Raw genomic sequence first — 25736 nt, forward strand, 5'->3', positions numbered from 1 at the left:
GATCATGTTAAATAAAGAGCTTGAATTCACCTTAAATCTGGCTTTCAAAGAAGCGAAAGAAAAACGACATGAATTTATGACGGTTGAGCATTTGCTTTTGTCGCTGCTTGATAATCCCGCTGCCGGCAATGTATTGCAGGCTTGCGATGCGAATATTGAATCATTGCGACGTGATTTGACCGAATTTATCGATGAAACAACGCCAAAAATTCCTGAGGATGAATCAGAGCGTGAAACGCAACCAACGCTTGGTTTTCAGCGAGTATTGCAACGGGCTGTTTTCCATGTGCAGTCTGCCGGTAAAACGGAAGTCAGCGGTGCAAATGTGCTTGCGGCTATTTTTAGTGAACAGGAAAGCCAAGCTGTTTATTTTCTCCGTCGCGAAAATATCACTCGCCTGGATGTCATTAATTATATTTCACATGGTGTGTCCAAATATCAAAATAATGATTTGCAAGACAGCATGAATTCGTCAATGGATGAAGACATGATGGTTTCTGAAGGCAATGAATCGCCGCTGGAAAGCTATTGCATGAATCTCAATAAACGCGCTCGATTGGGTAAAATTGATCCGTTGATTGGTCGTCATGAAGAAATCCAGCGTACCGTGCAGGTTCTCTGTCGTCGACGCAAAAATAATCCTTTGTTGGTAGGGGAAGCCGGGGTTGGAAAAACGGCTATTGCTGAAGGTTTGGCACGTCGGATTGTTGATGGTGAAGTGCCTGAGGCAATTAAGAATTGTGTCGTATATTCACTGGACTTGGGTGCCTTATTAGCGGGTACAAAATATCGCGGTGACTTTGAAAAACGGTTAAAAGCAGTTTTAAAACAATTGGGTGAGCAAGAGGGCGGTATATTATTTATTGATGAGATTCATACCATTATTGGAGCCGGCGCTGCATCTGGTGGTGTTATGGATGCATCAAATCTGATCAAACCGTTATTGGCCAATGGTGAATTGAAATGCATTGGTTCGACCACTTATCAGGAATATCGCGGTATTTTCGAAAAAGATCGTGCGCTTGCCAGACGATTCCAGAAAATCGATATTTCTGAGCCGACCGTTGAGGAAACGTTTGAAATTTTAAAAGGGCTAAAAGCACGGCTGGAAGCTCATCATGGCGTAAAATTTTCAATTCCCGCATTAAAAGCAGCCGCCGAATTGTCCGCCAAATACATCAATGATCGTTTTCTACCGGACAAGGCCATTGACGTGGTGGACGAGGCCGGAGCTTATCAAAATCTCCTAACAGCAAATAAACGCAAGAAAATTATTAGTGTCACTGAAATTGAGAACGTTGTGGCAAAAATTGCACGGATTCCTCTTAAAAAAGTGTCTGCGCGTGATAAAGATACGTTGCGAAATCTCGAGCGTGATTTAAAACTCTTGGTGTATGGCCAGGATGATGCCATAACCGCATTGTCTTCAGCAATCAAACTGGCTCGTTCTGGATTGCGTGAACCAGAGAAACCGGTGGGGTGTTTTCTTTTTGCTGGCCCAACAGGGGTTGGTAAGACGGAAGTAACCCGACAGCTTGCCAATGTTCTGGGAATTGAGTTGTTACGGTTTGATATGTCTGAATACATGGAGAAACACACGGTATCACGCCTGATTGGTGCACCTCCAGGGTACGTTGGTTACGATCAAGGTGGGCTTTTGACTGAGGCTGTCACCAAAAATCCGCACTCTGTGGTGTTGCTTGACGAAATTGAAAAAGCACATCCCGATGTGTTTAATCTGTTGTTGCAAATTATGGATCATGGCACGTTGACGGATACAAATGGACGTCAAGCCGATTTCCGTCATGTTATATTAGTTATGACCAGTAATGCTGGTGCGAGCGAAATCAGCCGTAATTCCATTGGGTTTTCTTTCCAAGACAACAGCAACGACGGTATGGAAGTGATTAAGCGTCAATTCAGTCCTGAATTTAGAAACCGCCTCGATGCCATCATTAACTTTACGGCGCTCGATGTGAAAACTATTGGACTGGTTGTAGACAAATTCATTATGGAGCTTGAAGAACAGTTAAGTAATAAGGCAGTTACCTTTAAGGTTGAAAAGTCAGCACGTGAATGGTTAATAGAACATGGATATAATAAAACAATGGGCGCACGGCCCATGGCGCGGCTAATTCAAGAAAACGTTAAAAAACCACTGGCTGACGAATTACTGTTCGGTAAATTAGCTAATGGCGGCCATGTTACGTTAAGAATGAAAGATGGAAAGCTGCATTTTGATTGCCAGGATCATCGGGAAGGGGTGTGCTGAAGCTTCTTGATTTGGACAATAAACTAACCAATCTGGTTACTCGTCGCAAATAGGTAGCCAGATTATAAGATGGAAGGGTTGAGCGCATCACTCGATGAAATGTATGGCCCTTACAATTCTTGGGAGGTTTCGTTAAAATGTTACAATGTTTTGCTGAATAGTCACACTATGCTCAGTGTTATCATCATCGCAAAAAATGAAGAGAAAAGAATAAGAACCTGTCTGGAATCTATCAAATGGGCAGACGAAATTATTGTACTCGATTCAGGCAGTACGGATAAAACCACCACCATTGCTTTGGAATACACGGAAAATGTCTATGAAACCGATTGGAAAGGCTATGGCATACAAAAAGATCGGGCATTATCGTTTGCTACTGGCGATTGGGTACTTAATCTTGATGCAGACGAATTCGTTGATGAAGATTTAAAACAGGAAATGATTGAGGCAATGGCGTCTGATGAGGTTGATGCCTATCAGGTTCCGATACGCATGTGGTTTTATGGTAAAGAGTTGCGCCATTCGGGAAGTCCTTCGCGACATGTTCGGTTGTTTAAAAGAAAAGACGCCTCTTACAGCCACGACATTGTTCATGAGAAAGTTATTTTACCTCCAAAAGCCAGGATTGGAAAAATAACCCATCCCATCCGTCATCATTGCTATTATGATATTTCACATGCAATCTACAAGATGAATCGTTATTCGTCTTATAGTGCAAGAATCCGTCTTGCGCAAAAAAAACCAACTAATATCATGCGAGTCATCGTTGGTACTGGCTGGATGTTTTTTCGATGTTTTATTTTGCAGCGTGGTTTTCTGGATGGTCGAGATGGCCTTGTGTTGGCCTTGCTCAATGCTCAGGGGACTTTTGTACGTGGGTTAAAGCAATTATATCCTGATGAAGACATGCAACGCGTGCCTAACGTTGAAGAGACAGAAGGAAATTCGTGAAAAAATATCGTCAATATCTCGGCGGGTATCAACCAAACCATGCTTGTTATTAAAAAGTAATCATATACGTTAGCCCTGAATACGCATCTTTATTTTTATCAGTGACTAAATGACTTGCGCTCGTTACAAATAATTGATTTAAATCCTTTCCTCCAAAAGCGCAAGCGGTAGGGTAAGGGGTAGGTAGTTCAATTTTTTAATTAATTTGCCTGTTTTTGGGTTGAATTGGCTGACGTTTCCGCGACCAAAACCCACAATCCATAGCATGCCTTCTGAATCAATGCACATACCGTCGGGTATTCCGAACGATTGATCATAAGAAAAAGCGACTGAGCCGCCAGAAATATCACCACTTTGGGGATGGTAATTAAATTTATAAATAGATTGAACGGATGAGTCTATAAAATAAAAAATATTATTCACAGTATCCCACGCCATGCCATTGGCGAGCGTTAACCCTTTGAGAACTTGAGTTAAGTGTCCATTAGAATCTAAACGATACAAGGAAGATGCACCAGGCTTAAACTCTAAATCGCAGGTTCCTACCCATAAACGGCCCTGGGGATCATACTTACCATCATTCGGACGATTGTTAGGTAACTGGGGTTCAAGCTCAGAGATTTGGTCTAGTTTTTTATTTGAAAGTTGCAGCTTATAAATGCCACTTGGCATGCAAACCATCACTTCTTCTTTAGAAATAGGAATAACAGGACCCACCATTTCGGGTAAATCAATTTGGTTAATTTGGTTTTTATTTAATTCATATTGGAAAATTGCTTTACCATAAATATCAACCCAATAAAGGGATTGTGTTGGCGCATCCCAGTGTGGACTTTCACCCACAAGACATGGTTTAGTTTGAGGTAGAGGTAATATGTTCATAATCAGTTTTTGTTAGATGAAGAGAGTCTTGAATATATGATAATTACTTAGAACATTACAATTCAGTTAATTAAAATAGTTGGTGTTAGAAGCTACTTTATTCTCTGCTTTTAAATGATTTTTGAAATTGGCAAGTTCATATCGCAATCAAATACTATGAACACCACTAGGAGAAAGAAAGATACCTTGTTTACGAAGCTCATTGAAGACCAACTTTGTGTTTAATGATTTTAACGTTATTGTCTAACATGAGAGTTTTCCTTTTAGGTTTGATTAAAGTTCACTCTTCTATCAAAACCAGAAACTCTCACTTTTCAAGTGGAGTCAGATTAAGTCAAAACTAATTCACTTCATGCTGGAATCTAGAGCGCAATTCCTCAAGATTTTTATGAAAAACCTCCATCATTTTTGGCAGACTTAACGCTTCATTCCAATTGAACAAAGTAAAGCGGGTTTGCTCCCTTTCGATGGCCTTAATAGCAAATTGAATAGCATCCCCCACAATACCTTTATCTTCAATCGCTTTTTTAAAGGCTTTTTGATAAGCACCACCCGGGTTAGCTAAGCCTGAAACATCATTGAGTAATCGATGGGCGACTAATTTCACAAGCTCATCATAATTGAGGTCAGTATCTGCATAATCGCCTACTCCATGTTCTGCATGAGGATGCCCTCCAACGGCTTGAACAAGCTCACATTGTACATGGTGGATTTTTTTTAAAGTTTCTTCAGATAATTCGCCTGTGATAATCCAATCATTATGATTGATCTGCTTTAAATCATGTCCATATAAATAAGGGCCTAGTAACTCGTGCTTTGGACAGAGCTCTGAAAGTTTTTGAGCTAATTGAGAGGCATAACTTTCTGTCATTTCTCCAGGCATAATTGCATCGTCAAAAGGGAATAATACCCCTCTTTTATAAATCGTTAGCGTCAACGTCGCTAGGGCTGCACTCATGCGAGTATTGAGTATGATTTTTTCTGAAAAACTATGAGGTTGATACTGAATTAATTGAAGCGCATTAGGATGATGTTCGATAAATTGTGATAATTTTTTTTCGAAGTTAGCGATGTTTCCTGGATTAGATTCGCGTTCTGAAACTTGCAAAACAAGAAGTTCTTTATACTTACTTTTGCGGATCACAGAGGGTATTAGTAGTTTTGAAAGATATTTGCCTAAAAATAATTCAAATTTAATATATACGCTTGGAATTAGTTGGATTAACTGGTTACGTAAAGATAACAATTTTTGTATATGCCCAGTCAACCAACGATTTTTTAATGCTAAAAGAATGGCGGATAGGAATCCGAATCCATTTGTTACAATTTCTTGAACGATGTTAGAATTCATCGATTCGCATAGCGTAGGTAATGCATCTGTTTTTTCTGGCCCTTCAGAAAAAATGACTTCTTTATAAAAATGCTCTTTTAGGTTTTCTTTGAATAATAAGGCATAAGTACGCAATTTTTGCGGTTTTTTACGAATTAAGTACATTTGGTACACAATCGCTTGTAAGCCTTCTCCGCCATCCCCTGAAAAAAGAATTTCACCGCGGTGGTTTCTAATCGGATAATTTTTTCAAAAAATAGTTTTTCTAAAAAGGTATTAATTTCGTTTAAGCTAGGCATAAGAATATCGCTAATCTCAATATCGTTTGCATCAATACGCTCTAATAATTTTTTGCCCGACTGAATACGCTGAGGCTCAATAAAGCCATTGTAAATAATCCCGTTAGTACCAATGGCTACTACGCCCATATTACCTGTATCAGTTAATGAAGGCCTACCATCTCTATTATCGACTTGTACGCCACCACAAGCGTTTGCACAACTGGCGCCAAAGGTATTTCCTAAATCATGTGAACCTGTTTTATGTGGCAACTCAAAATTTATTTTTTCAAGAATATGCTCTGCTTCTTTTAAAGAAGCACCAGACTGCGCCAGCAAAATCTTATATTCATTATTTCCAGGAATATTGAGTACTTTAATTTTATTTAGCTTTGAAGTTTTAATGATAACAACAGGTTTATCTTCTCCATTAGGCGTTCCCTGACCTTTCAAAGCTGTGTTTGCTCCTTGCAAGATGAAACCTACATTTAATTCTCGATAAAGTTGTATTAATTTATAAAGTTCAACAGCCGTACCAGGATAGACGGCAGCAATTGCCTTCCCTTGTTTTCCTCGAAAGCCTTTTAGAAAAGGGGCGATTTTTTTACCTGTTTCGATAAGAATTGGAGAATCAAATGCTTGTTTGGTTGCTTCTATGATTTTTGTAGTCTCATCTTGGTTTAACATTTCTTGTTGTTTTATTTCCATAGCGCTAGTCCTTGAACAATTGTGCATTAGATTTACTCTCTATAGATATATTAGTTTGCAAAAGGTTAAAAATGGGCTAATGCTACATAATAATATTGTATGGCATTAAGAGGTTCATTTTTGTAATTCAGCTTTGTATCATTTATATGGTGTGTAATTTCATTTAAATATGTGCCACGGAGGGATTACAAAACGGGCGCTGCTGATTTGAGGACTTATCTATAAATCACACAAATTACATCACTTACTATATTTCCCTCAGTGCGCTAAAGGGTAGAGTGAAGATTTAAAAATGACCTTAAACAACCTGCGATTGAGCCAGGGTGTTCTTGCTGTACTGTATTTATTTGATTTTTGGTTGTAATGTACATGTGTTCATAAGCAAGTGCCGCATAAATTCCATTCAGTTGGTTAGCAATACTTAATGCTCGAAGTAACTCTTTTTTGTCATATAAATCTAACCAGGAGGCAATGCATTGTGATTGTAATTTAAGATATAGTGAATCTGTTTGTTTGAGTGCATTGAAATGAGTAATATTCCATAAACAGCCATTTAATGAAAAAAATGGATGAGTAATCACAGTTTCACCCCAATCAATAATATTGATGCCCCCTGTTTTCTTATCGAGCAGCATATTATTTTCATGAAAGTCACAATGATTTATGGTTTCAGGTATTGTGTATTCCAACAAATCCTCACACAACTGATTGCACAGAGGGTATAGTTGATGCAAACGGTCAATTTCTTTTCTGGTTAATCCGTCATCTATTAATAAACTCTCTTGTGTGATGAGTTGATAATACAATGAAGCAAATTTTTGGAGTCGCCAATCAGGAACACTCAGAGATAGTAGGGCTTGGACTTTGTTTTCTAGTAAACGTTGAATGTTGGTATAATTTAAAATCCCTTGTTTCAGTGTGTTGAAATCAATTTGTCCTTGGAAAAGTTGGCGTAGTGAGTGATCTCCACATGCAGTCATAAGAAAGCAATGTAAGGCACCATTTTCAGCTAGAAGTTCAGGTATATTTTTACAGCCTTGAGCATGAAGAAAAGTTAATGTTTTTGCTTCTATAAATAACGCTTCAGGCGTTTGTTTTAAGTAAACAATATCGGTGGTTGTTTTAATCCTATAAACTATGGAATAGGACGTTTGAACAATTTTTTGATAATGCTGAACATTAGATTTCTTATGAGAAACCAGGTATTGCAATGCCCATTGTAATGCTTGTTCGCATGGGTTCACTATTTTAACTCAGTCCTGTTCTGGTATTGTGTTTTTTAGGTCATTGATTAAAGCAGTATAGTTTATAATAAAACTTGCAGGTACGGGTCAACTTCTAGTGTTAAAAAGAAAGTTTTAACTGTTCCCAATATTGATTGTATAAAGCGATGGTTTTATCACCAACATCTTGCTGAAAATAACCACGTTTAAGTGTTTCCTGAGAAGGGTATATCATTGGATTATGGCGAATCGTGTCTGGTAACAACGCTTTTCCTTTGGCGTTTGTAATGGCATGGCCTTCCCGCAATGCAATTTGAACAGCGCTGCTTGGTTTGAGCATAAAGTTGATAAACGCATAAGCTTCTTTGGGATGAGGAGGGTGATTGGGAATGGAAAGACAGCCTACCCAAATGACGTATCCTTCTTTGGGATAAATAAAATGGATTTGCTTGTTTTCTGCTTGCGCTTTATAAGCATCACCATTCCAGGCTGAACCTGCGATGGCGTCTTCATCAATAATGATGGCTTGCACACTGTCGCTGGCAAAGAGTTTAATATTAGGAACCAAGGCTAATAATTGCTCATAAGCTTGTTGGATATGTGCAGGATTTTTATCATTAGGATGATAGCCCAAGCTCATTAAAGCGATTGAAAAGACTTCGCGAGAATCATCAAGTAACAGCAATTGGCGATGCCAGCGTTTTTCCCATAGGTCACTCCATTTTTTAGGAATGTCATGCACCCACTGGGTGTTATAAAAAATACCAGTGGCTCCCCAAGTGAGTGGCACGCTGTAATGATTGCCGGCGTCATATTGGCTTTTTGTAAACAGCGGGTCGATGTTGTCCAAGTTAGGTATTTTATCGTGGGTAAGCTTAGTCAGCATGCCTTGTTTTTTCATCCGTTCTACATAATAACCAGACGGCATGATGACATCATAAACGGATTGCCGGCTTGCTTTTAATTTGGCATACATGGTTTCATTGCTGTCATAGGTGGAGAAATTCACCTTGATCCCTGTTTCTCGTTCGAATTGATGGATGAGTGATTTAGGGATTTCTCCGCCCCAGACATAGACATTGACCACATTGTTAGCGTAAGTTGGGGCAGTGAATAAAACAATGAGTAATAAAAAGAAAGTACGTATGCTTTGTTTCATGCCGATTTCCGCGCTAATCGATGGGCAATGATCACAAGGATCATGGAGATGAAGAAAGTAATTGAACATAAAGCATTTAACTCAGGAGTTACTCCCACTCTAACCAGAGAATAAATCGTTAAAGGCAAAATATTAAAATCCGGTCCTGCAACAAAATAACTGATGATAACGTCGTCAAATGATAGAGTGAAACACAGCAATAATGCACTTAGAACTGCAGGCCATAACAAGGGCAATAAAATTTTAACTAGTGCTCTTGTATGACTGGCGCCCAAATCCAAGGCGCTGTAATAAATATTGGCATCCAGGGTGTGAATCCGGCTATTAATGGTAAGCACCACAAAAGGAATGCAGAAGGTGATATGGGCAATTAGCAGGCTGAAAAAACCAAGTGATAATGAGATAAGGTTAAAAAATATCAGCAAGGCGACCCCTAATACCAGATCAGGGATAATGACTAATAGTAACAACATCGCAAATAATGAGCGACGACGGCGGTTGTTACGATGCAAAAAGAAATGGACGCATGTAAATAAGCCCACCAGGGTTGCTATGATGGAAGCGCTAAGCCCTAAGATGACTGAATGTAAAAAAGCAGACCAGAGCTCGCGATCGTGGAAGAGCTCCATGTACCAATGGGTAGAAAAACCATGCCATTGCAATGAAAATCTGGCTTGATTTACCGAATACAAGATTAAAATCAGAATCGGAAAATAAAGAAAAACATAAATGAGCGAAAGGTACGATTTTTGCAACAGCGTCTTCAATGGATGACCTCCCGTCCATGTTGACGATAAAAAAACAGTAAAAGCAATAAAAGTATTGTCAGAATGGCACTGGTTGCGGCTCCTTGTGGCCAGTTTTCCAAAACCAGAAATTGATTTTGGATCATATTACCCAATAAAATGGAGCGTGCTCCGCCTAAAACGTTTGGTATATAAAATAAAGTCATTGCCGGCAGTAATACCAGTAGACAACCGGAAATGATTCCTCCAGCCGTATTGGGTAAAAAAACTCGAAAAAAAATGGCCCATTGGCTAGCACCTAAATCCTTCGCTGCCTCAATTAATCTGAAATCAAAGCGTTCCATGTTGGTAAAAATAGGGAGTACCATAAATGGGAATAGGTTATATACCAAGCCACTGATAACTGCAAAATTGGTATAAAGTAATGACAGTGGCTGATCAATCAGATGCAATTTCAGGAGAATGGCGTTTAAGATTCCCCGAAATTTCAAGATGGCAATAAGAGAATAGGTTCGGATTAATGAGCTGGTCCAAAAAGGGATGATGATCAACAATAACAAGACCGATTGGTGTTTGGATTTAATTAATAAATAGCTGAAAGGATAAGCAAGAATAAGACAGCAGAGCGTTGTTACAAGCGCGATAATAAATGAGCGCAAAAATACTTTGGCAAATAATGGAGAAAATAATTCAGCATAATGATTTAAGGTAAATGGCAGTGAAACTAAATGTCCGCTGTCTTTTGACAGAAAACTGGTGATAAAGATTAACCCCAGTGGTAAAAAGCCAAATGCTATTAACCAGAAATATAGGAAATAAAGCGAATAAGGTTTAGCTTTCATAAGGTAGTAGCACTTCCCAACCTGGCAACCAGTGCACCCAGACGTCTTCATTCAATGAATATTCAAGTTTGTCATCATCTTCATCAAAAAATTCTGAAGCATTAATGATTTTACCTGAATGTAATTCCACCTTAAGATCAACCGTTGAACCTTTGTAAACAATATCTACGATTTTTCCTGGTAGCATGTCCGCACTTTCGCTGACCTCCGTTTGACCCCAGACGCGGATATCTTCGGGTCGTATAATCAAGTGGACCTTTTCGCCTGGTTGAAAATTTCCCGTGTTTTTACATTGAAGAACAATGGATTCAATTTCAGTTTGCAAATATCCTTCATTTAAGGCACGGATTTCAACGTCAAAAATATTGGTTTCACCGATAAATTTGGCAACGTGCAGGTTGCTTGGTGTTTCATAGACTTCCCTTGGTGTGCCAATTTGTTCAATATGGCCATGATTAAAAATGACAATACGATCAGACATCGATAAGGCTTCTTCTTGATCATGAGTGACAAAAATAAAGGTCATGTTCAAGGTTTTTTGCAATTGTTTCAGTTCATATTGCATGGCTTTACGTAAACGGTAATCAAGCGAACTTAATGGTTCATCAAGAAGTAAGACTTGTGGGCGGTTGACAATGGCCCGGGCGATTGCAACTCGCTGCTGCTGACCTCCACTTAACTGGCGGATACTTCGCTGGGCAAATAACTCAAGATGAACAAGTTTTAAAGCCTCATCGACTCGTTCCATGACGTCATCTTGTTTAACTTTCTTGCAACGCAGAGCAAAGGCCACATTTTCAAATACGGATAAATGTGGAAATAGGGCATAACTTTGAAAAACGGTGTGTACGTTTCTTTTCTGTGGCGGCAGGTGATTTACGCAAACATCATTGATGAAAATTTCACCGGAAGACGGGGCTTCAAATCCTGATATCAAGCGCAACAACGTCGTTTTGCCACAGCCTGATGGACCCAGTAATGTTAGAAACTCACCTGGATAAACCGACAAGGAGATATTATTTAAAATGTCAGTTGAACCATAGGATTTATAGATTTGTTTAAGTTCAATCAATGGATTTAGCATGCTTGTATTATAAAAAGGTTACTTTTATTCATTTATTCTTCAGTCACCGACCTTTATCATTTTTAAAATGATTTTAAAAAAGTTGAGATTATGAGGCTTGGCATATTATTTGTCCAGCTTGATTGAGTGCATCTCAAAATACTATATCAATAGGCGTTGCTATTTTATATAATGGATCTCCGCTTATGCGGGGATGACAGATTTCCATCACTTTATGATGGGCATTTGTTAATCAAAATAGTATTATTTTTCCCTAGATTCATTGCCCATGCATGGGGGCGGTGCTTGATGTACCATTATCTACCGTCACTCTAACAGAAGATATTGGAATGATTATTATGGCTTTCATGTTGCTAATGCATAGGATTTTTTAGCATAAGGATTATAGCGGCAACCTCATTATCGAAATGTGATCATCAGGGCTTTTAAAGCAGCAGCTAGTGCTGCTTTAAGATTACCAAGACAATTTATCCATGGCATTTTGCGTGCTGCAGACTTCCGATACTCCGCCATTATTACAAACGACTAATCCTTGGTCGTCTGCGCTCATAACACCACCTTGCCATAAACAACATCCCTTGAGTTTTTGCAAATCCATCACGGCATGTCGAGAACAGTAGCAGGATGAATAATAGCCATTGTTACATACAAAACGGCCAGCTGATGAATCGCAGTAACTTACCCCTCCCATATTTTCACAACAGCTAGGACAAGGGGAATAGCAAGTTCCACCCGGTTTTGGACAAGGATTGGCGCAATAATTTTCGGCTATGGCTGTTGAAAACACCAACAGCATTGCAATTGCAATAAGAAAACGTCGCATTACTAATTCCATTTGGTTACATATACTTAGGATATCATAGTCTCATTGCAAATCAATTTGAATCAAAATCTCTGAGAGTATCAACCTCTCTTTTATAAAGAGAGGTTGATAGGGATTTTTCAATACATGCTGCTATCTTATTAGCCCACTCGGATATTGATAAATTGCCAGGGGTCCGTGCGGTCCACGTTTTCCGGAAACAAAGATTCCCGGTGAGTCAAGGGAGTCCAATCGGTATAAAAACCACCTACCTTTCCTAGATAAGGAGTGGCAATATCCAAGATGTATTTGAAATCTAAATCTTCTGGTTCCACCAGCCCTTTGTTAGGATGTTCAATGAGCCACAACAGGCCTGCTAGGGTTCCTGCTGCAACTTGCAGTGTGGTCGCATTATTATGGGGGGCTAACTGACGTGCTTCTTGAATGCTCAGTTGCGAGCCATACCAGTAGGCGCCTCGTTTATTTCCCATTAACAAAACACCTAATTCATCCGTGCCAGTCATGATGTCATCCATCATTAAGACATTGTTCTTTTGCTTTTGCCATTCCTTTCCTGCCAATTCATGCAAGGAAAGTTCGGCAAGCGGGCAAGGTAAATAAGCATAATGTACCGTAGGGCGATATGACACTTGGTTTTCATCTTTCAACGTTAAATAGTCAGCCAAGGACATGGATTCAGAGTGGGTAATTAAAAATCCGTGAAAAGGTCCGAAGCCAGGGGTCCAACTGCGTACACGAACGCTGGCTCCCGGACGATTTAAATAAATGGCACCTTGTTGCCCATGATCGTGTTTCCCTGCATCGGAAGGCCAATGCCGTTCGTGCGTTCCCCATCCCAGCTCAGCCGGTTGGAGCGCTTCTGATATGAAACCATTTGCTGACCAGGTATTGACGAATTCTCCAGGTTTTTTGGGTCGATTGGAAATCTGAGTATCACGTTCTGCAATATGGATGGCTTTAATGTTGAGCTTCATAGCCAAATTGGCCCATTCTGCAGAGGTGGTGGGAAGACTGCAGGAAATTTCGTTATCGTGAGCCATGTTTAAGAGCGCTTGTTTTACAAAGTGAGAGACTAGGCCTGGGTTTGCTCCATGTGTTAAAACGGCGGTGGTGCTTTTATTACTTTTTAATTGGAGGGCAGATTCACGTAATAAATAATTGGTGCGTGCGCTGGGGGCGACTTGGCTATTATCGTAAAAGCCTGCCCAAGGTTCTATGCAAAGGTCGAGATACAATACTTCTTTTTGCTGGCAAAAACGAATCAAGCTAATACTTGAGATGTCAATGGATAGGTTTAGTAATAAGTCTCCTTTTCCCAGCCTGTTGGCAAGTACTTTGAGATAGTTTTGTTCGGTAATGGTTGTTAATTGCAAAGAAATACCAAATTCTTGTGTAATTGTTAATCCTTCTTCATCTTTGGTCAGAATGGTGATTTGTTCAGGATGAATCTCTAGATGCTTAAAAAGTAGAGGAAGCAAGGCTTGCCCTATGCTACCAAATCCAATAATTAGTATGCGATTGTTAAATCTTATTTTTTTTTATTCACCATGCGAATCCTTCAGAATTTACCTAATGTGATTGCGATTTTTCATCCGCTGTTTTTGCAAAGATTATCAGCTAAATTTCTTTAACCTGCAAAGCTTTTTGTGGCTTTATCTATTGTATAAAATTAAGCAATTCATTTTAATTTTTCCAGTTAGGCGAGCGATTTATCTTCCAATCCTATTTCTACCGATTCAATTTTTTGAAAGCGCTGCGTAATTTTTTTCGCTGATGTGTTAACTTCTGTGGCATCTTGATGGGCTAAATCAATGTGTTTTGATAATTTGTCCATACGTTTTTCAAAACGTTGAAAATCATCCGCCAGTGCTTGTAAATGTTTTTGGATAATGTGCACTTGCTTACGAGTGATGTCATCTTTAAGGACAGCTCTTGCTGTGGTTAATACCGCCATTAATGTGCTGGGTGAAACCAGCCAGACTTTCAAGCGTTGTGACAAGGTAATGATTTCAGGGTAATTGGCGTGAATTTCTGCAAAAATGGCTTCTGCTGGTATAAACATAACAGCACCATCCGCAGTTTCATTAGGGATAATGTATTTTTCAGCGATGTCTTTGATGTGTTTTTGCAAATCCTGACGAAATTGTTGTTGCAATGATTTTTTTTCGGCAGAGCTTGCCTCGGTATTCATAAGTTTTTGATAAGTTTCCAGTGGAAATTTGGCATCAATCACCACGTTACCCGTTGGTTCTGGTAAGAATAAGATGCAATCAGCCCGCTTCTGATTGCTTAATGTGTATTGCATGCTGTAATGATGGGCCGGAATCATATTGGCAATGAGCGTGGATAATTGCACTTCACCAAAAGCCCCTCTGGAGCGTTTGTCGGCTAGAACATCCTGAAGACTAACGACATGGCTGGATAATTCCGTGATTTTCTTTTGTGCCTCATCGATGATGGTTAACCGTTGAATAACATCCGTAAACGTCGATGAGGTTTTTTCAAAGCCTTCTGTTAATCGGTGATTGACCTGCTGGGTTAAGCTGTGCAAGTGATTGCGTATTTCTTCGGTTAAGGTCTGGAGATGGGCGCTTAAGGAGCCGGCATGTTGTTTAAAGCTATGATTCATTTGCTCACGTACATCCGTCATTTGCCGCTGAACGGTTTCAGTGATTAATTGCTGAGTGGTCAATTGGCCTTGAGCAATTTTTTCATAAATCGTTTGTTGACTTGTCTGCTGGGCTTGTTGCAAATCCATATGCAATTGCTGAAATTGTGTCGTCAGCGTTTGTTGAAATGTGTCGTAACGACGCAATAAAAAAAGCAGCAGTCCTAGTTGCAGGACAATGCCTGCACCATAAATAATGGCAAGTATTGGTAAGTCAGTCATATTAAATTTAAATGTTGGGGCAATGATGCACAGTATAACGTCAAGTTGATTCGATGTGGTAAAAATGTAACTATTCAATCATTTAAGACATGATTTTCTTGGTTTTGGCTATTTGACATGCGTGATAACTCTATATTAGAACAGATTACAACATTGCGTGAGCGCATCCGGCTGTACGATTATCATTATTATGTTCTTGATGAACCATTAGTCCCTGATGTGGAATATGACCGTTGCTTTAAGTTATTGGAATCTCTTGAGGCACAATATCCCCAATACGTTAGCCCAGATTCCCCTACTCAACGAGTGGGTGTTGCCCCGGCAACAGAATTGGAGCCCATTGCTCATCTGCAACCCATGCTGTCTCTCTCAAACGTTTTTTCTACAGAAGAATTGCAGGCATTTATCAAACGGGTATCGGACAGATTAGACATCCGGCAAGACGAGTTGGTGTTTGCTTGCGAGCCAAAGCTGGATGGCTTGGCTGTCAATTTAACGTATGCAAAAGGAACATTGAAATCTGCCGCAACTCGTGGCGATGGGACGGTAGGAGAGAATATTACCAATAACATCAAGACCATAGCCGCTGTGCCTTTAAGATTGATGACGGATGAGCCACCCGATTTGCTGGAAGTTCGTGGGGAAGTCTATATGCCCAAGGCAGGTTTTGAGGCATACAATGAAGAAGCCCGGCGGCGCGAAGAAAAACATTTGCTAACCCACGCAATGCTGCTGCAGGCAGTTTACGTCAGTTGAATCCGGCAGTAACCGCAAGCAGACCCTTGGCCATTTATTGTTATGGTATTGGGGCAGTCAGCGACGAATATTCTTTTCCTGATAGTCATAGGCAACAATTGGAATGTTTGCGGCGCATGGGATTTAGGGTGGCCTATGACGAAATTAAAACTGCTCGGGGACTGCAAGGCTGCCTTGCGTATTATGAGCGTATGCTGGCATCTCGAGCAGCGTTGCCTTATGAAATTGATGGGGTAGTTTATAAGGTTGACAGTGCGGTTTTGCAGGAAAAATTGGGTTTTGTTGCGCGTGCGCCACGGTTTGCCTGCGCTCACAAGTTTCCTGCCAGTGAGGAGATGACCACGTTGCTGGCCGTTGATTTTCAAGTAGGAAGAACGGGGGCGTTAACGCCCGTTGCCCGGTTAAAACCGGTCAGTGTGGCAGGTGTTACGGTGAGTAATGCAACATTGCACAACATGGATGAAATTGAACGTAAAGACATTCATATAGGCGATGTGGTGGTTATTCGTCGGGCAGGTGACGTTATTCCAGAAGTGGTTTCTGTTGTTAAGGAAAAAAGGCCTAAAGAGACACAAATTATTCATTTGCCAACCCATTGCCCGGTGTGCGGTGCCGATGTTATCCGTGAGGAAGATGAAGCCGTTGCTCGCTGTACTGGTGGTTTGTTTTGTAAAGCGCAATTAAAGCGAATGGTGTGGCATTATGCGTCTCGCAAAGCAATGGCCATCGATGGCTTGGGCGATGTGCTGATTGAACAATTGGTCGATAGAAGCCGGTTAAACGATGTATCCGATTTGTATACCTTGACGAAGGAGGAATTGGCTCAATTGCCGAGGATGGGGAAAAAATCGGCTGAGAATTTGGTGAACTCCATCGAGAAAAGCAAGAAAACGACGTTTCAACGATTTCTCTATGCTTTGGGCATACGCGAAATTGGTGAAGCGAGCGCCCATATTCTTTCAGAAAATTTTTCCGATATAAAAGCACTTAAACAAGCAACCATAGAAGAATTAACGAAATTAAAAGACATTGGGCCGGTTGTCGCATCGCATGTGGTGCATTTTTTTGCGCAGACCCATAATATGGAGGTCATCCATAAACTTCTGGACTATGGCGTGCATTGGCCGGTTGAAGAAAGAAAGAAAATAGACACTCATCATCCACTGTATGATAAAACGGTGGTTTTGACTGGTACGTTAACTGCGATGAGTCGTGACGAAGCAAAGTCACGGCTCGTGGCGTTAGGAGCTCGGGTGAGTGGCAGTGTTTCGGCGAAAACAGATTATGTCATCGCCGGGGAGGATTCAGGTTCCAAACTCAATAAAGCGACGGCGCTTGGTGTGCGTGTGTTGAGTGAGGATGAGTTGCTTAACATGATGTCACTGCAATAATAAAACAGGAGACGATTCCTTGCTTTCTGCCATTGTACTACGGATGTGGCTTGTTTTTCTGCTGGTAACCCCTTTGGTGCATGCTGGTAGCTGGGTATTAAATAATCCATATCCGGCCAATGAGTCCCAGCAGAAAATTTACTACACTTCTTTTAGTGAGCAACCCAAAACACTGGATCCGGCCAAATCCTATTCCAGCAATGAATATCAATTCATTGCCCAAATTTATGAACCTGTCTTGCAGTATGATTATTTAATCCGCCCTTATAAATTAATTCCTTTAACGGCGGCACAAATGCCCGACGTGCGTTACTACGATGACCAAGGCAATGCGTTGACTAACCCACAAGATGGGCGCATTGCTTATTCTGTTTATACCATACATATACTTCCTGGTATTTATTATCAACCGCATCCTGCATTTGCTAAAGATAAGCACGGTCATTATTTTTATCATCAATTATCCGCTGATTTTCTTGATGAGCATGGCATTAACCAATTGTCTGATTTTGAACATACTGGGACGAGAGAACTCATTGTAGATGATTACATCTATGAGATACAACGATTAGCTAATCCAGCAGTAAATTCACCGATTTATGGATTAATGAGTGAATACATCCAAGGATTTCGTGATTATGGAGCCACTTTACCAGGTAAAGGCGCTCACCAGGGTTATATTGATTTGCGTCAATATCCTTTATCAGGCGTGCGAAAAGTGGATGATTACACGTTTGAGATAGTTATCAACGGCCAATACCCTCAATTTCTTTTTGGTTAGCCATGCCTTTTTTCTCTCCCGTTCCCTGGGAGGCTGATCGTTTCTATTCTCAACCGGATATGGATGATAGGAACCTTGGACTTGGTTGGTATCCTCTTGGTACAGGTCCATTCATGCTCAGTGAAAATAATCCAAACAGCCGTATGGTTATGGATAAAAATCCCAATTATCGTGATACGTATTTCCCTGTTTCAGACAATCAGGAAGATGAACAAAAAGGTTATTTGCGCCATCATGGAGAGCGATTGCCACTCATAGAAAAAGCGGTTTATACGCTTGAAAAAGAAGCTATTCCGCGTTGGAGCAAATTTTTGCAAGGCTATTATGATTTGTCGGGCATCAGTGCAGATAGTTTTGATCAAGCGATCCAAATAACCCGTTCCGGGGATGCAAAATTAACACCTGCCATGCGTGAGCAAGGTGTGCGTTTGACTCAAATGGTTGATCCTTCGATTTATTATCTTGGTTTTAATATGCTGGATAATGTCGTCGGTGGAAAAAGTGAACGAGCGCGGAAGCTGCGGCAAGCCATCTCCATCGCGGTCAATTATGATGAAAATATTGCCATTTTTTTCAATGGGCGAGGAGAGCCTGCGCAAGGCCCAATTCCTCCTGGAATTTTTGGTTATCGTGAAGGAAAAGAAGGCATTAATCCGTATGTTTATACATGGGTTAAAAATGCTGCAAAACGGCGGCCCATTGAAGATGCGAAAGCATTAATGAAAGCAGCAGGGTATCCTAACGGCATAGATCCCGCTACGGGTAATCCTTTAATCTTGCATTATGATGTGGCAGCGACTGGTGGTCCTGATGATAAAGAGCAATTAAACTGGATGCGTAAACAATTCGCTCGTCTGGGTATTTCACTTAATATCCGTGCGACGCAATATAATCGTTTCCAGGAAAAAATGCGTAATGGAAATGCCCAAATATTCAGTTGGGGATGGAATGCGGATTATCCAGATCCGGAAAATTTTTTATTTTTACTGTATGGCCCTAATGGAAAAGTTAAATATGGAGGAGAAAATGCCTCCAATTACCAGAATCCTACGTATGATCGCTTGTATACTTTGATGAAAAATCGTAGCAATGATGCCAAACGGCAGCAGCTAATTGACAGCATGATAGCGATTGTGCGCAAGGACGCCCCATGGGTGTGGGGAATTAATAGTGAGAGCCTTATCCTTACTCAGCAATGGGTGACACCTATAAAACCTAATACTATTTCTTCCAATATTTTAAAATACATGGCGATTGATGTTCCTTTGCGCAATGCATTGCGTGCGGCATGGAATAAACCAGTATTATGGCCTATCGGCGTGCTTATAGGGTTATTTTTATTGTTTTTGTTACCGTTTGTCTTTGCTTACCGTCGTAAACAACGACGTTGTGCACCGAGGATGGATTTATGACAGGCTATTTGATTCGACGTATTCTCTATGCCATTCCTATTTTGTTAGGAATCAATATACTGACTTTTGCACTTTTTTTTATGGTGAATACGCCAGATGATATGGCACGCATGCAATTGGGTGAAAAACATATTTCTCCTGTGGCTATTCAACAATGGAAAACGCAGCGTGGTTACGATTTGCCGCTGTTTTATAATGCCAATGCAAGTGGATTACAGACAGTGACACACACGTTGTTTTTTAAAAAATCGTTGTTATTGTTTGTATTTGATTTTGGCGTTTCCGATGCAGGCAGAGACATCAGTTATGATATTTCCCAAAGAATGTGGCCAAGTCTTGCCATTGCCTTTCCGGTGTTAGTGTTTGGGATGCTGGCAAATATTTTATTTGCCATGATGATGGCTTTTTTCCGTTCCAGTTATCTTGACCTCACTGGGGTGATTTTTTGCATCATCTTGATGTCGATTTCCACCATGTTTTATATTATTGGTGGCCAATATTTGTTTGGAAAAGTGCTGCGATTAGTCCCTATCTCTGGATACGACGATGGTTTAGACAGCATCAAATTTGTGGCGTTGCCGATTTTGGTTGCTGTGATAGGAGGTTTGGGAGCCGGGAGTCGCTGGTATAGAACTCTGTTTTTAGAAGAAATGGACAAAGATTATGTAAAAACAGCACGTGCTAAGGGTTTGTCTGAGTTGAGTGTGTTATTTCGCCATATTTTGAAAAATGCCATGTTACCTATTTTAACAGGAGTAGTCGTTATTATTCCTTCCTTATTTATGGGCAGTTTGGTGCTTGAGTCATTTTTTGGCGTTCCGGGATTGGGAAATTACATCATCGATGCTATTCAACAGCAAGATTTTGCTATTGTTAGGGCCATGGTGTTTTTAGGTTCTGTGCTTTATATTGCAGGATTAATTTTGACGGATATCTCCTATACATTGGTTGACCCACGAGTGAGATTGCAATGACGCTGGAGTTATTATGGACCGATGAATGTTTTTTACTGGTTTTACTGTTGAGTGCTGCCGTATGGATGAAAAGCATGCGCAAGATGCATGTTCGAAGAGCATTTCAACGGATTTTCAAGCAACCGATAGCGGTAAGTGCGGCAATCATTTTAATGTTTTTTCTCATCATTGCCGTGATGGATTCGCTTCACTATAAAACCGCAGACGAACATCAGCCTAAATCCTTGCTGGACAGAATTCTTGCGCCGTTAGGAGATGACTATGAAAAAACATATTCCGCGCCCATGTCTCTGACGTTGTATGCAACAGAAACCATCATGGTTGATGGACAAGTCGAGCAAATCTATCCACGTTTAAAATATCCACCAAAAACTCTCCAAGACGATAAAGATATTTGGCATCAGCTTGTTGAACCTATTTTATTGATCACAGTGGCTTTAGCTCTGGCTATGGTTGCTACCTTTTGGGCTATCATGATTGCCGTCAGAACTTTTTATACTGGCAAACTCTCTTTTACGATCAGCCGGGCAGAAATGAGTGCGTTAGTTACCTTATTTATCTGCTGTACTCTGATGATTGCAGGTTATTGGCTGTCTCGTTATTTGCACGTATTAGGAACCGGTAAAATTGGCCAGGATATTTTTTTCTATGCGGTAAAAAGTATTCGTACAGGGTTGGTGATTGGTATTTTAACGACCTTGTTTATGATGCCGCTGGCGCTGATATTGGGCATTGCAGCCGGTTATTTTGGCGGTATGATTGATGATATTATCCAATACATATACACCACGCTAAGTTCTATCCCAGGAGTATTGCTCATTACTGCCTCGATTTTATCCATGCAAACATACATTGCCAATCATCCTGAGCAATTTACTACGCTGGGGCAAAATGCGGATGCAAGATTGCTGGCGTTATGTTTTATCCTCGGAGTGACCAGCTGGACTAGCCTTTGTCGTCTGTTACGTGCCGAGGCTTTGAAATTGCGTGAAATTGATTTTGTGTTGGCTGCTCAGGCGTTGGGAAGTAATGCATTTAAAATTATTTTTAAACATTTACTACCAAATGTGATGCATATTGTTTTAATTACGCTTGTTCTGGATTTTAGTTTTCTGGTGCTGGCAGAAGCTGTATTATCTTACGTTGGCGTTGGTGTTTCACCGCTGACCATCAGTTGGGGAAATATGATTAATGCCGCTCGACTTGAATTGGCACGCGAACCAATTATTTGGTGGCCAATGTTTGCTGCATTTCTTTTTATGTTTGTTTTGGTGTTAGCCAGTAACCTATTTGCCGATGCGGTACGAGATGCCTTTGACCCGCGGCGAGCAAGTTTATGATAAAAACGGTCTAAGAGTTTGTTAACAAAATCGCTAAAAATAGAACAATAGCCATTATTTACGAGCATCGCAGTGCAGTGTATATAGAGGTACATGAGCAGCGGAGCGCAGAAAATGACGGTTAGTGTTCATTTTTAGTAGAATTTGTTAATAAGCTCTAATCAATAACACTGTTGTGCTAATAGGCATAATGTTTGCTGGGACATAATGAGTCTAGCACATTGCTGCCATGGATTTAATGAGGTATGGCATTTTTATGCAATCACGTTTTGTTCATCTTCGAGTGCATACTGAATATTCATTAGTGGATGGGTTGGTACGCATCAAACCTTTAATGCAAGCGCTTCCTGAAAAGGGCATGAATGCAGTTGCAATCACGGACCATTGTAACTTATTTGCAGCCGTTAAAGTATTTCAATCTGCCGTAGCTGCAGGGATAAAACCTATTTTGGGTTGTGATCTTGTTTGCCATGATCCGGATAAACCGGATGTGGTTCATTCTATGGTTTTACTGTGTCAAAATGAGGTTGGCTATCGTAATTTAACACGCTTGGTTTCCAAGGCTTACCAGGAAGGTCAATATCACGGTGAACCTCGCATACAGACTCCCTGGATACGAGAGCATGCGGAAGGACTTATCGCTTTGTCCGGAGGACGTCTGGGTGCCATAGGGCAGGCATTGCTGGCGGGAGATGAGATGACTGCCAATACACTAGCCAAATCATGGGCACAAGTGTTTCCGGATAGGTTTTATTTGGAAATTCAGCGAACCAATCGTTCGGATGAGGCCGTTTACAATGAAAAAATTGTGCGTATGGCTGAACAATTACAACTTCCTCTGGTTGCAACCAATGATGTGCGTTTTTTACATGAAGAAGATTATGAAGCTCATGAAGCGCGGGTATGTATTCATGAGGGATATACGCTTGCCGATCCACGTCGTACTATACGTTATCATGCAAAACAATATCTGCGCTCTGCAGAGGAAATGGTGGAATTATTTAGTGATTTGCCTCAGGCCGTGCAAAATACGGTTGAAATTAGCAAACGATGCAGCGTGAAGCTTGAGCTTGGGAAAAATTATTTGCCAAATTTTCCAGTTCCTCTTAACTCAACGGTCGAAGATTATTTATCTCATTTGTCGAAGGATGGTTTGGAAAAGCGCTTACAGCACATTTTTCGCGGCAAAGAGCACGCATTGCATGAAACACGCAGTATCTATGATCAGCGTTTGCAGATTGAATTGGATGTGATTAATTCCATGGGATTTGCCGGTTATTTCCTGATTGTGGCTGATTTTATTAAATGGGCAAAACTGAATGGCGTCCCTGTCGGGCCTGGGCGCGGCTCAGGGGCTGGTTCTCTGGTTGCGTATGCTTTGGAAATTACTGATCTTGACCCACTGCAATATGATTTGCTGTTTGAGCGATTTTTAAATCCAGAACGTGTCTCCATGCCTGACTTTGATATTGATTTTTGCATGGAAGGGCGTGACCGCGTGATTGAATACGTGGCTGAAAAATACGGCCGGCAAAGTGTTTCGCAAATCATTACCTTTGGTACGATGGCCGCAAAAGCAGTAGTCAGAGACGTAGGCCGGGTTTTGGGTCATCCTTATGGTTTTGTGGATAAACTTGCCAAATTAATTCCTTTCGAGCTGGGCATTACATTAAAAAAAGCACTTGAACAGGAAGAAGAGTTACGTCGTCGCTATGAACAGGAAGAAGAAGTCCAAGAGCTTATTGATCTGGCTTTAAAACTTGAAGGCATTACACGGAATGCAGGCAAGCATGCAGGGGGAGTGGTGATTGCTCCTTCCGAGTTGACTGATTTTACCGCGATTTATTGTGAGGAAGGTTCAGCACAGTTAGTCAGTCAATTTGATAAAGATGATGTCGAAGCGGCAGGGCTTGTCAAATTTGACTTTTTGGGGCTGCGCACCTTAACCATTATTGATTGGGCGCTCAATATCATTAATCATCAGCAGAGCAAAGCAGGTTTACCACCAATTAATATCAATGAAATTGCAATGGATGACAAGGCTGCTTTTGACTTGTTGAAGTCTTGCCAGACGACTGCGGTTTTTCAGCTTGAATCTCGGGGCATGAAGGAGTTAATACACCGTTTGCAGCCTGATTGTTTTGAAGACATTATTGCGCTGGTGGCTTTATTTAGGCCTGGTCCATTGCAATCCGGTATGGTGGACGATTTCATTGACCGAAAACATGGACGGGCAAAAGTCGAATACCCGCATCCTGATTTAGAGCCAATTTTAAAACCCACGTATGGCGTTATTCTTTATCAGGAACAAGTCATGCAAATTGCCCAAGTTCTGGCCAATTATACTTTGGGAGCGGCTGATTTGTTACGACGCGCCATGGGAAAGAAAAAGCCTGAAGAAATGGCAAAGCAGCGTGCTATCTTTACGGAGGGTGCCGCCAAACGCGGAGTTGCTGCTGAGACGGCTGAAAATATATTTGATTTAATGGAGAAATTTGCAGGCTATGGTTTTAATAAGTCACACTCCGCTGCTTATGCTTTGGTTGCCTATCAGACAGCCTGGCTAAAAGCTCATTATCCTGCTGCATTCATGGCAGCGGTTATGTCTTCCGATATGGATAATACTGATAAAGTGGTGAATTTCATTCAAGAATGTGGGCGTATGAATCTAAAAGTATTGCCGCCTTCATTGAACCAATCAGATTATCGTTTTTCAGCCATTAATGACGATACAATTCTTTATGGGCTTGGGGCAATCAAGGGGGTCGGTGAGGCAGCAATCCAAACCATTGTGAGTGCTCGGGAAAAAGAGGGACCCTACACGGGGCTGTTTAATTTCTGTAAACGCCAGGATTTACGAAAGGTGAATCGGCGCGTGTTGGAAGCACTGATAAAAAGTGGTGCGATGGATGATTGGCAGATGGAGCGTGCGGTTTTATTTGAGTCATTGGATAAGGCCATGCAGACTGGCCTTCTCTTTTTGCAAAATCAAAGCAGTGGCCAAACGGATTTATTTGGGTTACTGGAGGAAACAGATACTCAGGAAGAAAAATACATTCATTGTAATGCCTGGAGTGAAACGCTGCGGTTGGAGGGCGAAAAAGAAACATTAGGATTTTATTTAACCGGACATCCTGCATCGGCTTATCTGCAGGAATTTAAAGACTATACGGCCCCTATTGCCAAACTTAATCCTGCTGCTTCTAAAAAATACATGGTTTGTGGTCTGGTCAAGAGTATTCGCCGTTTACTGACCAAACGCGGGAAGAAAATCATGATCATCGGGTTTGAAGATGCTTCTGCCAACCTGGATGTGATTGTATTTGAAGAAGTACTCGAAGCGCAGCAATTGAATGTTCAGGTGGGGCAAATTCTGGTGGTTGACGGTGAAGTTTCTCAGGATGATTACAGTGGAGGACTTAAAATGACCGCGGCTGCGTTGTATCCCTTAGAGGAAGCGCGGGTTCGTTTTGCCAAGTGTCTGCTTTTAAAGTTGACTGTAAACGATCAGCAACTCCTGCCCGCACTGCAGTCGATATTAAAGGCTCATAAGGGAGAATGCGCCATTCAAATACAGTATGCAAATGAAAAAGCTCAGGCTGTTTTAAATCTGGATGCTTCCTGGCGGGTAAACCCAAGTGATGAAGTCTTGAAGAGTTTGGCTGATTTACTGGATAATCAGCGGGTTGAGTTGCGTTATTAACAAACCAGGCATGATACGCTAACATATAAGTGCAGAATTAACTCAAATTTCAACCCCTTGCTACATTTGAGCTAGAGCTTGTGGCTTGTGCCCTGTATGCAAGATTTAACGAAGCAAGAGGGGGTTGGTAGGATACTTCGCATGTGTAGAGATTTGTTGCCAAGTCTTGATTCAGTATTCATTAACGTACA

The 25736-nt window shown here is 40.9% G+C and carries 15 protein-coding genes and 3 pseudogenes; 7 read left to right on the plus strand and 11 right to left on the minus strand.

The window, feature by feature from the left end:
* Nucleotides 1–4: 4 nt before the first annotated feature.
* Nucleotides 5–2272 (plus strand): ATP-dependent Clp protease ATP-binding subunit ClpA, encoded by a 2268-nt coding sequence (clpA, locus tag LOA_RS05445; protein ID WP_025385471.1) that lies wholly within the window; start codon nucleotides 5–7, stop codon nucleotides 2270–2272.
* 168 nt (nucleotides 2273–2440) lie between these two features.
* Nucleotides 2441–3223, plus strand: coding sequence for a glycosyltransferase family 2 protein (locus tag LOA_RS05450; protein WP_025385472.1), 783 nt, complete (start codon nucleotides 2441–2443; stop codon nucleotides 3221–3223).
* Between the two features lie 49 nt (nucleotides 3224–3272).
* On the opposite strand, the pseudogene LOA_RS05455 reads toward LOA_RS05450, so the two are convergent.
* The 11 genes and pseudogenes from LOA_RS05455 to LOA_RS05505 all read right to left on the minus strand — a co-directional run bounded on the left by LOA_RS05455 (nucleotide 3273) and on the right by LOA_RS05505 (nucleotide 15188).
* Nucleotides 3273–4105 (minus strand): annotated as a pseudogene (locus LOA_RS05455) (SMP-30/gluconolactonase/LRE family protein).
* 340 nt (nucleotides 4106–4445) lie between these two features.
* The gene (locus LOA_RS05460) at nucleotides 4446–5600 is read right to left on the minus strand and encodes a hypothetical protein (RefSeq protein WP_025385473.1); all 1155 of its coding nucleotides are present in this window, start codon (nucleotides 5598–5600) and stop codon (nucleotides 4446–4448) included.
* The gene (locus tag LOA_RS05465; protein ID WP_025385474.1) at nucleotides 5591–6421 is read right to left on the minus strand and encodes an FAD-binding protein; all 831 of its coding nucleotides are present in this window, start codon (nucleotides 6419–6421) and stop codon (nucleotides 5591–5593) included. Before LOA_RS05465 ends, LOA_RS05460 begins: the two co-directional genes overlap by 10 nt.
* Before the next feature lie 266 nt (nucleotides 6422–6687).
* Entirely contained in the window at nucleotides 6688–7665 is a 978-nt protein-coding gene (locus tag LOA_RS05470) for an aminoglycoside phosphotransferase family protein (protein ID WP_025385475.1), read from the minus strand.
* A 100-nt stretch (nucleotides 7666–7765) separates the two neighbouring features.
* On the minus strand, nucleotides 7766–8803 hold the full coding sequence (locus tag LOA_RS05475; protein ID WP_025385476.1) for an ABC transporter substrate-binding protein: 1038 nt from the start codon (nucleotides 8801–8803) through the stop codon (nucleotides 7766–7768).
* Complete coding sequence (locus LOA_RS05480) at nucleotides 8800–9570, minus strand: ABC transporter permease subunit (protein WP_025385477.1); 771 nt, start codon at nucleotides 9568–9570, stop codon at nucleotides 8800–8802. The genes LOA_RS05475 and LOA_RS05480 overlap by 4 nt, the downstream gene beginning before the upstream one ends.
* Nucleotides 9567–10391 carry an ABC transporter permease gene (locus tag LOA_RS05485; RefSeq protein WP_025385478.1) on the minus strand — a complete coding sequence of 275 codons (825 nt, stop codon included), beginning with the start codon at nucleotides 10389–10391 and terminating at the stop codon, nucleotides 9567–9569. Before LOA_RS05485 ends, LOA_RS05480 begins: the two co-directional genes overlap by 4 nt.
* On the minus strand, nucleotides 10381–11475 hold the full coding sequence (gene potA / locus LOA_RS05490) for a spermidine/putrescine ABC transporter ATP-binding protein PotA (protein ID WP_025385479.1): 1095 nt from the start codon (nucleotides 11473–11475) through the stop codon (nucleotides 10381–10383). Before potA ends, LOA_RS05485 begins: the two co-directional genes overlap by 11 nt.
* Before the next feature lie 454 nt (nucleotides 11476–11929).
* Complete coding sequence (locus LOA_RS05495) at nucleotides 11930–12298, minus strand: hypothetical protein (RefSeq protein ID WP_025385480.1); 369 nt, start codon at nucleotides 12296–12298, stop codon at nucleotides 11930–11932.
* Between the two features lie 140 nt (nucleotides 12299–12438).
* Entirely contained in the window at nucleotides 12439–13830 is a 1392-nt protein-coding gene (locus LOA_RS05500; protein WP_042238749.1) for a homospermidine synthase, read from the minus strand.
* A 164-nt stretch (nucleotides 13831–13994) separates the two neighbouring features.
* Nucleotides 13995–15188, minus strand: coding sequence for a DNA recombination protein RmuC (locus LOA_RS05505; RefSeq protein WP_042238751.1), 1194 nt, complete (start codon nucleotides 15186–15188; stop codon nucleotides 13995–13997).
* 117 nt (nucleotides 15189–15305) lie between these two features.
* Between LOA_RS05505 and ligA the strand changes: the two are divergent.
* The 5 genes and pseudogenes from ligA (at nucleotide 15306) to dnaE (ending at nucleotide 25545) form a co-directional block, all read left to right on the plus strand.
* Nucleotides 15306–17335 (plus strand): annotated as a pseudogene (gene ligA / locus LOA_RS05510) (NAD-dependent DNA ligase LigA).
* A gap of 43 nt (nucleotides 17336–17378) precedes the next feature.
* Nucleotides 17379–19528, plus strand: a pseudogene (locus tag LOA_RS05515) (ABC transporter substrate-binding protein).
* The gene (locus LOA_RS05520) at nucleotides 19525–20502 is read left to right on the plus strand and encodes an ABC transporter permease (RefSeq protein WP_025385482.1); all 978 of its coding nucleotides are present in this window, start codon (nucleotides 19525–19527) and stop codon (nucleotides 20500–20502) included. Before LOA_RS05515 ends, LOA_RS05520 begins: the two are co-directional and overlap by 4 nt.
* Nucleotides 20499–21842, plus strand: coding sequence for an ABC transporter permease (locus LOA_RS05525; protein WP_025385483.1), 1344 nt, complete (start codon nucleotides 20499–20501; stop codon nucleotides 21840–21842). The genes LOA_RS05520 and LOA_RS05525 overlap by 4 nt, the downstream gene beginning before the upstream one ends.
* A gap of 256 nt (nucleotides 21843–22098) precedes the next feature.
* Nucleotides 22099–25545, plus strand: coding sequence for a DNA polymerase III subunit alpha (dnaE, locus tag LOA_RS05530; RefSeq protein WP_025385484.1), 3447 nt, complete (start codon nucleotides 22099–22101; stop codon nucleotides 25543–25545).
* Nucleotides 25546–25736: the final 191 nt, after the last annotated feature.

Source organism: Legionella oakridgensis ATCC 33761 = DSM 21215 (assembly GCF_000512355.1).
In the GTDB taxonomy this organism is placed as follows: Bacteria; Pseudomonadota; Gammaproteobacteria; order Legionellales; family Legionellaceae; genus Legionella_A; species Legionella_A oakridgensis.

Bases quoted from the DNA above. Each gene is read 5' to 3' on its own strand.
- clpA (WP_025385471.1), top strand. From the start codon at position 5: ATGTTAAATAAAGAGCTTGAATTCACCTTAAATCTGGCTTTCAAAGAA.
- LOA_RS05450 (WP_025385472.1), top strand. From the start codon at position 2,441: ATGCTCAGTGTTATCATCATCGCAAAAAATGAAGAGAAAAGAATAAGA.
- LOA_RS05460 (WP_025385473.1), bottom strand. From the start codon at position 5,600: ATGTACTTAATTCGTAAAAAACCGCAAAAATTGCGTACTTATGCCTTA.
- LOA_RS05465 (WP_025385474.1), bottom strand. From the start codon at position 6,421: ATGGAAATAAAACAACAAGAAATGTTAAACCAAGATGAGACTACAAAA.
- LOA_RS05475 (WP_025385476.1), bottom strand. From the start codon at position 8,803: ATGAAACAAAGCATACGTACTTTCTTTTTATTACTCATTGTTTTATTC.
- LOA_RS05485 (WP_025385478.1), bottom strand. From the start codon at position 10,391: ATGAAAGCTAAACCTTATTCGCTTTATTTCCTATATTTCTGGTTAATA.
- potA (WP_025385479.1), bottom strand. From the start codon at position 11,475: ATGCTAAATCCATTGATTGAACTTAAACAAATCTATAAATCCTATGGT.
- LOA_RS05495 (WP_025385480.1), bottom strand. From the start codon at position 12,298: ATGCGACGTTTTCTTATTGCAATTGCAATGCTGTTGGTGTTTTCAACA.
- LOA_RS05505 (WP_042238751.1), bottom strand. From the start codon at position 15,188: ATGACTGACTTACCAATACTTGCCATTATTTATGGTGCAGGCATTGTC.
- LOA_RS05520 (WP_025385482.1), top strand. From the start codon at position 19,525: ATGACAGGCTATTTGATTCGACGTATTCTCTATGCCATTCCTATTTTG.
- LOA_RS05525 (WP_025385483.1), top strand. From the start codon at position 20,499: ATGACGCTGGAGTTATTATGGACCGATGAATGTTTTTTACTGGTTTTA.
- dnaE (WP_025385484.1), top strand. From the start codon at position 22,099: ATGCAATCACGTTTTGTTCATCTTCGAGTGCATACTGAATATTCATTA.